The following is a 6,140-nucleotide window of genomic DNA, read 5'->3' as shown; positions in this document are numbered from 1 at the left end:
AACGCCCGGTCCCATCCCGAACCCGGAAGCTAAGACCCACAGCGCCGATGGTACTGCACCCGGGAGGGTGTGGGAGAGTAGGTCACCGCCGGAACACCATTAACGGTCGAGGACCCCCACCACCAGGTGGGGGTCCTCCCGCATTTAACCCCCCTCTCCGGCAGGGCCGGGACCCCGGCCCCGGAGCCCGGGCCCACGGCCAGATGCCCCCAAACCGGTCCGGTACACGGCCTGCCATCACAGCGGCCCCAGGGCCCGCCACGAGCGCCCCACATCCCCGGGCAGCCGGCAGGGCATCCAAGGCCGGTGCCGGCGTCGACCCGCCAAGGCATCCCCTCACTGCCCGCCAGGATGCTTCTAAATTCGTCAAGCCGGGTTCTGATAGCGCAGCCAGCGCAGCGAAAGGACAAGCCAGCTCCTTGGAACTGGCCCCCTACATATTAAGTTCCTGGCGTTGTGCAAGTATTAGTCCACTGACCTTGGGGGGTGTCCGGTGATGATCACAGGCAAGTTCAAGTACGCCGCTACGACCACAATGCTGGGGCTGATCTGCGTCCTAACAGCCTGTGGCATGGAGGCGCAGCAGTCCTCGAATGCCCAGTCTTCGCAGTCCCCGCAGCATACGGAATTCGGCTCTATCGAGGAAGCCCGCCGAGCCGTTGCCGATGTCATTGGCTGCGAGGAAGCGCCCAAAACGGCCCCCATCATCAATCCGGAGCTGGCCGGTTACACGGCCGAATACGCCGTCTGTTCAAAACGTGTCCAGGTCGAGTGGTTCAAGACCGAAGAGGCCCGAAATGCTGAGCAGCAGCTGTATGCGGACAGCACCCAGCCTTTAGCCATCGTGGAGGGTAAAAACTGGATGGTCGTGGACATGTCCGAGGCACTTCAGGAGTCTCCGAGCGGTATGGACTTGAAGGGCCTGGCGCAAGAGCTCGGCGGCCAGTTCAAATCCTTGAATGGTGCCAAGCAGTCTTAGAACACCAAGAGTTAGGCCTCATCAGTACGTGGGAGATTCCCCTCGGAGGCAATACCATGGGTGAGCCACGCCCAAGCCAGGCCACAGCACCAGACTGCCAGCCACTCACAGAGCAGCCGGATATAGACTTACAGACCATGGGACGGGTCAGCAGCGGGCAGCGCCCGGGGTGGCTACCTGGCGGCACAAAGTACGCCGGCGGGGACCGCGGCGGAACTCGGTGAAACGGCGCCGACGAGGGGGCTTCCGCTCTCGGCGCAATTTGACGGCGATCGGCGCCCGATTCCAGTGATTTTCCCCAAAAAAGGCCGAAAACACGCGGAATTTGCCACCTCTGAGGCGCCAAGCTGGTAAGTTTTCGAACAGTGGTTTGTACGCATGCCGTGTGCAGGCTCCAAAAATCGTGACCGTCCAGGAGGACATAAATGGCTAAGAACCGTAGTGAACTTGTTGCAGAGGTAGCAGGCAAGGCCGGCACCAGCCAGGCAGCAGTCAACTCCGTGCTCGACGCACTGTTCGAGGTCTTCGAGACCTCCGTCGCCGCGGGCGAGAAGATCACCATCCCGGGCTGGCTCGCCGTAGAGCGCACCGACCGTGCAGCTCGCACCGGCCGCAACCCGCAGACCGGCGAGACCATCCAGATTGCCGCTGGCCACAGCGTCAAGCTGACCGCCGGCTCCAAGCTGAAGGCTGCAGTCGCCAAGAAGAAGTAGTCTTCTTCGCAGGCTTGAAAGGAGCGGCAACCCTCGGGTTGCCGCTCCTTTTGCGTCCCCGGCCAGTCCCTAACCCGGTCCCTAATCGGTCTTAGCCCGGCCGGGCGGCCTTCCCGACGAATCCGCAGTCCTTTGAAGGCCGGGCCGGCTTGGCGGATCCCCAGAGGCCCAGCCGCCGGGGCCGATTCGCTGAGCTAGGCGGCGTAGCGGACAATGGAGGTGTGCCTTCCGCAGTAAATCCCACGCCCACAACCGCAGCGCCCGTTCCCCCCGGGGACGCACGCGGCCCTGGCTCCGGTCCCGCCGGGATTGCCCGGCCTTGGCTGATCGCAGGCCTTGGCGCGTTGTTTATTGGCCTGGTAGCGGCACTTATCTTCTCCGGCGCAGCAGCCGCCCGCGAGGTCTCAGATCCCGGGGCACTGGTGCGCTGGGGGCTTCCGGTGAGCAAAGCGATCCACAACGTCGCTGTCGCCACCGTGATCGGCGGCCTGATCTTCGCCGTCGGCATCCTGCCGCGAAACAGGAACGGCTCCCGGTCCAAGGAGCAGGACGCCCCGGAACATCCCGCCTTCACCCGGGCGCTGGCCGTGGCAGCGGCCGCCGGCGCCGTCTGGACGCTGTCCGCGATCACCGTGCTGGTCCTGGGCTACGCGGACATTGCGGGGCAGGGCATCTCCGGGGATCCGGAATTCACCCGCTCCCTCGTTTACTTCATGACGGACATCGAAACCGGACGCGCGTGGCTGGCTGTCGTAATCATCGCCGCCGTCGTTACCACCGCCCTGTTCGGAGTGCGCTCCCGCGGCGGCCTGGCACTGACGCTGGTCCTTTCGCTGATCGGTCTGGTTCCCGCTGCCCTGATCGGACACTCCTCCAGCTCCAGCGACCACGAGGGCGCCATCAATTCGCTCGGCCTGCACCTGGTCGGCGTATCGGCCTGGGTGGGCGGCATCATCATGCTCGCGGTCCTCTCCGGGGTCCTGGAGGGCACGGGCGCCGGCGGCCGCACCTCGGGGGCAGCTTCGGGGACTGCAGACATCACCGAGCCAACCCTGCGCCGGTTCTCATCCCTGGCCGGCTTTGCCTTCGCGCTGGTCTTCGCCTCAGGCGTGATCAACGCCAGCATCCGCCTCACCACATGGGCAGACCTCTTCGGCTCCGCCTACGGGCAACTGATCCTGGCCAAGACGGCAGCGGTCCTGGTGTTGGGCGGCATCGGGCTCATGCACCGCCGCTGGGTCATCCCGCAGCTGGGCAACCGCGCCATGGGCAGGTCCGCGCGGCGGGTGCTGTGGCAGTTGGTGATCGTGGAGCTGATCATCATGGGAGCGACGTCCGGGATCGCCGTCGCGCTGGGGCGTTCCGCCCCGCCGCAGCCCACCACTTTCGCCCCCGACGCTTCGCCGGCCTTCATCCTCTCGGGCTACGAGCTGCCGCCGGAACTGACCCCGGACCGATGGCTCACGGAGTGGCGGCTCGACTGGCTCTGGATCGCCGTCGTCGTATTTGGCCTGGTGTCCTACCTCCTCGGCGTACGAAGGGTGCTGAAGCGGGGCGACTCGTGGCCCTGGTTCCGGACGGTCAACTGGGTGATCGGACTCATGGTCCTCACCTATGTGACCTCGGGGCCGCCGTCGGTCTATGGCAGGGTGCTGTTTTCGGCGCACATGGTGGACCACATGGCCCTGACCATGGTGGCCCCCATCTTCCTGGTCCTCGGCGCCCCCGTGACGCTGGCACTGCGGGCGCTGACCCCCCGGCGCGACAGCTCCCGCGGCCCGCGCGAGTGGCTCATGATCTTCATCCACTCCAAGTTCTCGCAACTGGTGACCCACCCGCTGTTCGCGGCCGCCAACTTCGCCGGCTCGATCGTGCTTTTCTACTACTCGGATGCGTTCGGCTATGCGATGCGGGACCACGTGGGCCACGAACTCATGAACCTGCACTTCGCCCTCACCGGCTACATCTTCGTGCTCACCATGATCGGCACCGATCCGTTGCCGCGCCGCGCACCGTACCCCATGCGGCTGCTGCTCCTGTTGGCCACCATGGGCTTCCACGCGTTCTTCGGCGTCGCCATCATGGGCGGCACCGGACTGCTGGCCGCCGACTACTTCGGCAACCTGGGGCGGACCTGGGGCCCCGCGGCCCTGCTGGACCAACAGATGGGCGGTGCCGTGGCGTGGGGGATCGGCGAAGTGCCAACCCTGCTGGTAGCGATCGGAGTCGCCGTGATGTGGTCCCGCTCCGACGCGCGCGAGTCCAAACGCACCGACCGGGCGGCGGACAGGAATAACGACGCCGATCTCACCGCTTACAACGATATGTTTGCCAAGCTGGCCGAGCGCGACGCCAGGCTTGCCGAACGCAATTCAAAGCTGGAAGGACGCTCATGACCGAAACCGTACGCACCCACCTCCGGGTCCGGGCCTCCGAACTGGTGGGCCGCAACTGGCTTAACACCGGTGGCAAGTCCCTGGACCTTGAATCCCTGCGCGGCAAGATCGTGCTGCTGGACTTCTGGACGTTCTGCTGCATCAACTGCCTGCACGTCCTGGACGAACTCCGCCCGCTCGAGCAGCAGTACTCGGATGTCCTCGTGACGGTCGGCGTGCATTCGCCCAAGTTCGAGCACGAGGCCGATCCCGTGGCGCTGGCGGCCGCCGTCGAACGCTACGAGATCCGCCACCCTGTCCTCGACGACCCCGAGCTGGACACCTGGAAGGCCTATACGGCCCGGGCCTGGCCGACCCTGGTGGTCATCGATCCCGAGGGCTACATCGTGGCGCACCTCTCCGGCGAGGGCCACGCGGACGGCCTCGCCGTGCTGATCCCCGAGCTGATCGCCGAACACGAAGCCAGGGGCACCCTGCACCGGGGCGACGGCCCCTATGTGGCGCCGGAACCGACGTCGGGAACACTGCGCTTCCCGGGCAAGGCCCTGTTCCTGCCCGCCGGCCGCGGCGTCGGAGGCGCCGGCGACGGCTCGTGGCTGGTGACCGACACCGGCCATCACCGGCTCGTGGAACTCTCTACCGACTTTCAGACCGTGCTGGCCACGTACGGCTCGGGCGAAAAGGGCCACGCCGACGGCAACGCCGCCACCGCCCGGTTCAACGAACCGCAGGGCCTGGTGCTGCTGCCTGAGGATGTCGCCGCGGACGCCGGTTACGACGTCGTCATTGCCGACTCAGTGAATCACCGGCTCCGCGGGCTGTCCCTCACGGACGGCACCGTCCGGACGCTGGCCGGCAACGGCGTACAGCGGCTGCTGGAAACCGGTCCGGCCCGCGTGGACGAGGAAGGCGCCGCCTACGGTACCCGGCTCGAGGCGGACCCGCTCGCGGTGTCCCTGAGCTCGCCGTGGGACGTCGTCTGGTCCACCAAGCTCAACGCCGTGGTGGTCGCGATGGCGGGAGTGCACCAGATCTTCAGCTTCGACCCGACCTCCGGGGCCGTAAAGATCATCGCCGGCAACGGCCTCGAAGGGCTCCTGGACGGCCCGGCCGCTGAAGCCTGGTTCGCCCAGTCCTCCGGCCTCGCCGAAGACGCGGACGGCAACATCTGGGTGGCTGACTCCGAGACCTCCGCCCTGCGCAAACTCGTGATTGATGACGCGGGCAGCATCACCGTCGAGTCGGCGGTGGGCAAGGGCCTGTTCGACTTCGGCTTCCGCGACGGACCCGCCGGGGAGGCGCGGCTGCAGCACCCGCTCGGCGTCACGGTGCTCCCTGACGGTTCGGTGGCCATCGCGGACACGTACAACGGCGCAGTCCGCCGCTACGACCCCGCAACGGGCACGGTCTCCACGCTGGCCCGCGGACTGTCCGAGCCCTCGGACGTGATTGTGGACCACACCCAGGTCGCCGGATCCGAGCCGTTGCTGGTGGTGGTCGAGGCCAACAAGCACCAGCTCGTGTACGTGCCCATCCCGAAGGAAGCCCAGCAGGTGGACGAGGGTGCGGCGCAGACCCACCGGCCCAAGAGCCCCGTGGCGCCTGGGCCGCTCGAACTGGCGGTCCGCTTCACGGCGCCCACCGGTCAGAAGCTGGACGACCGCTGGGGCGATCCCACCCAGTTGAAGATCTCGTCCACACCCCCCGAACTGCTGGTCTCCGGCGGCGGGACGTCCGTGGGGCTCCTGCGCACCCTGGAGCTTTCCTCCGACGTCCCCGAGGGCGTCCTGCACATCACCGCCCGCGCGGCCGCGTGTGACGGGCCCGAAGACGCCGACGGCGAGATCCCGGACCATGCGGCCTGCCACCTCTACCAGCAGGACTGGGGAATCCCCGTGCTCCTGCAGGCCGACGGAGACACCGAGCTGGTCCTGGACCTGCGCGGAATGGACTGAGCCGCTGCGCCAAGGCTGAGCCGAAGGCTGCTGTCCGTGACCCTGAATCACGGACAGCAGCCTTTTGGCTTTCTTCGGGCCTCCGGCCGCGGAGCCC

The 6,140-nt window shown here is 66.9% G+C and carries 4 protein-coding genes and 1 rRNA gene; all 5 read left to right on the top strand.

All coding sequences use genetic code 11. From position 1 onward, the window contains the following. Positions 1 to 94 (top strand): 5S ribosomal RNA (gene rrf / locus AC1DHX_RS05300); the annotation flags it as partial. 402 nt (positions 95 to 496) lie between these two features. After that, the gene (locus AC1DHX_RS05295) at positions 497 to 979 is read left to right on the top strand and encodes a hypothetical protein (RefSeq protein ID WP_476860382.1); all 483 of its coding nucleotides are present in this window, start codon (positions 497 to 499) and stop codon (positions 977 to 979) included. Between the two features lie 425 nt (positions 980 to 1,404). Then, the gene (locus tag AC1DHX_RS05290) at positions 1,405 to 1,692 is read left to right on the top strand and encodes an HU family DNA-binding protein (protein WP_011776355.1); all 288 of its coding nucleotides are present in this window, start codon (positions 1,405 to 1,407) and stop codon (positions 1,690 to 1,692) included. A 221-nt stretch (positions 1,693 to 1,913) separates the two neighbouring features. After that, the gene (locus AC1DHX_RS05285; RefSeq protein ID WP_476860381.1) at positions 1,914 to 4,088 is read left to right on the top strand and encodes a bifunctional copper resistance protein CopD/cytochrome c oxidase assembly protein; all 2,175 of its coding nucleotides are present in this window, start codon (positions 1,914 to 1,916) and stop codon (positions 4,086 to 4,088) included. Beyond that, entirely contained in the window at positions 4,085 to 6,043 is a 1,959-nt protein-coding gene (locus AC1DHX_RS05280; RefSeq protein WP_476860380.1) for an NHL domain-containing thioredoxin family protein, read from the top strand. Before AC1DHX_RS05285 ends, AC1DHX_RS05280 begins: the two co-directional genes overlap by 4 nt. Positions 6,044 to 6,140 lie beyond the last annotated feature (97 nt).

This window comes from Arthrobacter sp. 05N33_2, from assembly GCF_056397425.1.
The sequence above is the reverse complement of the archived record's forward strand: the minus strand, read 5'-3'. Positions and strand labels throughout refer to the sequence as shown.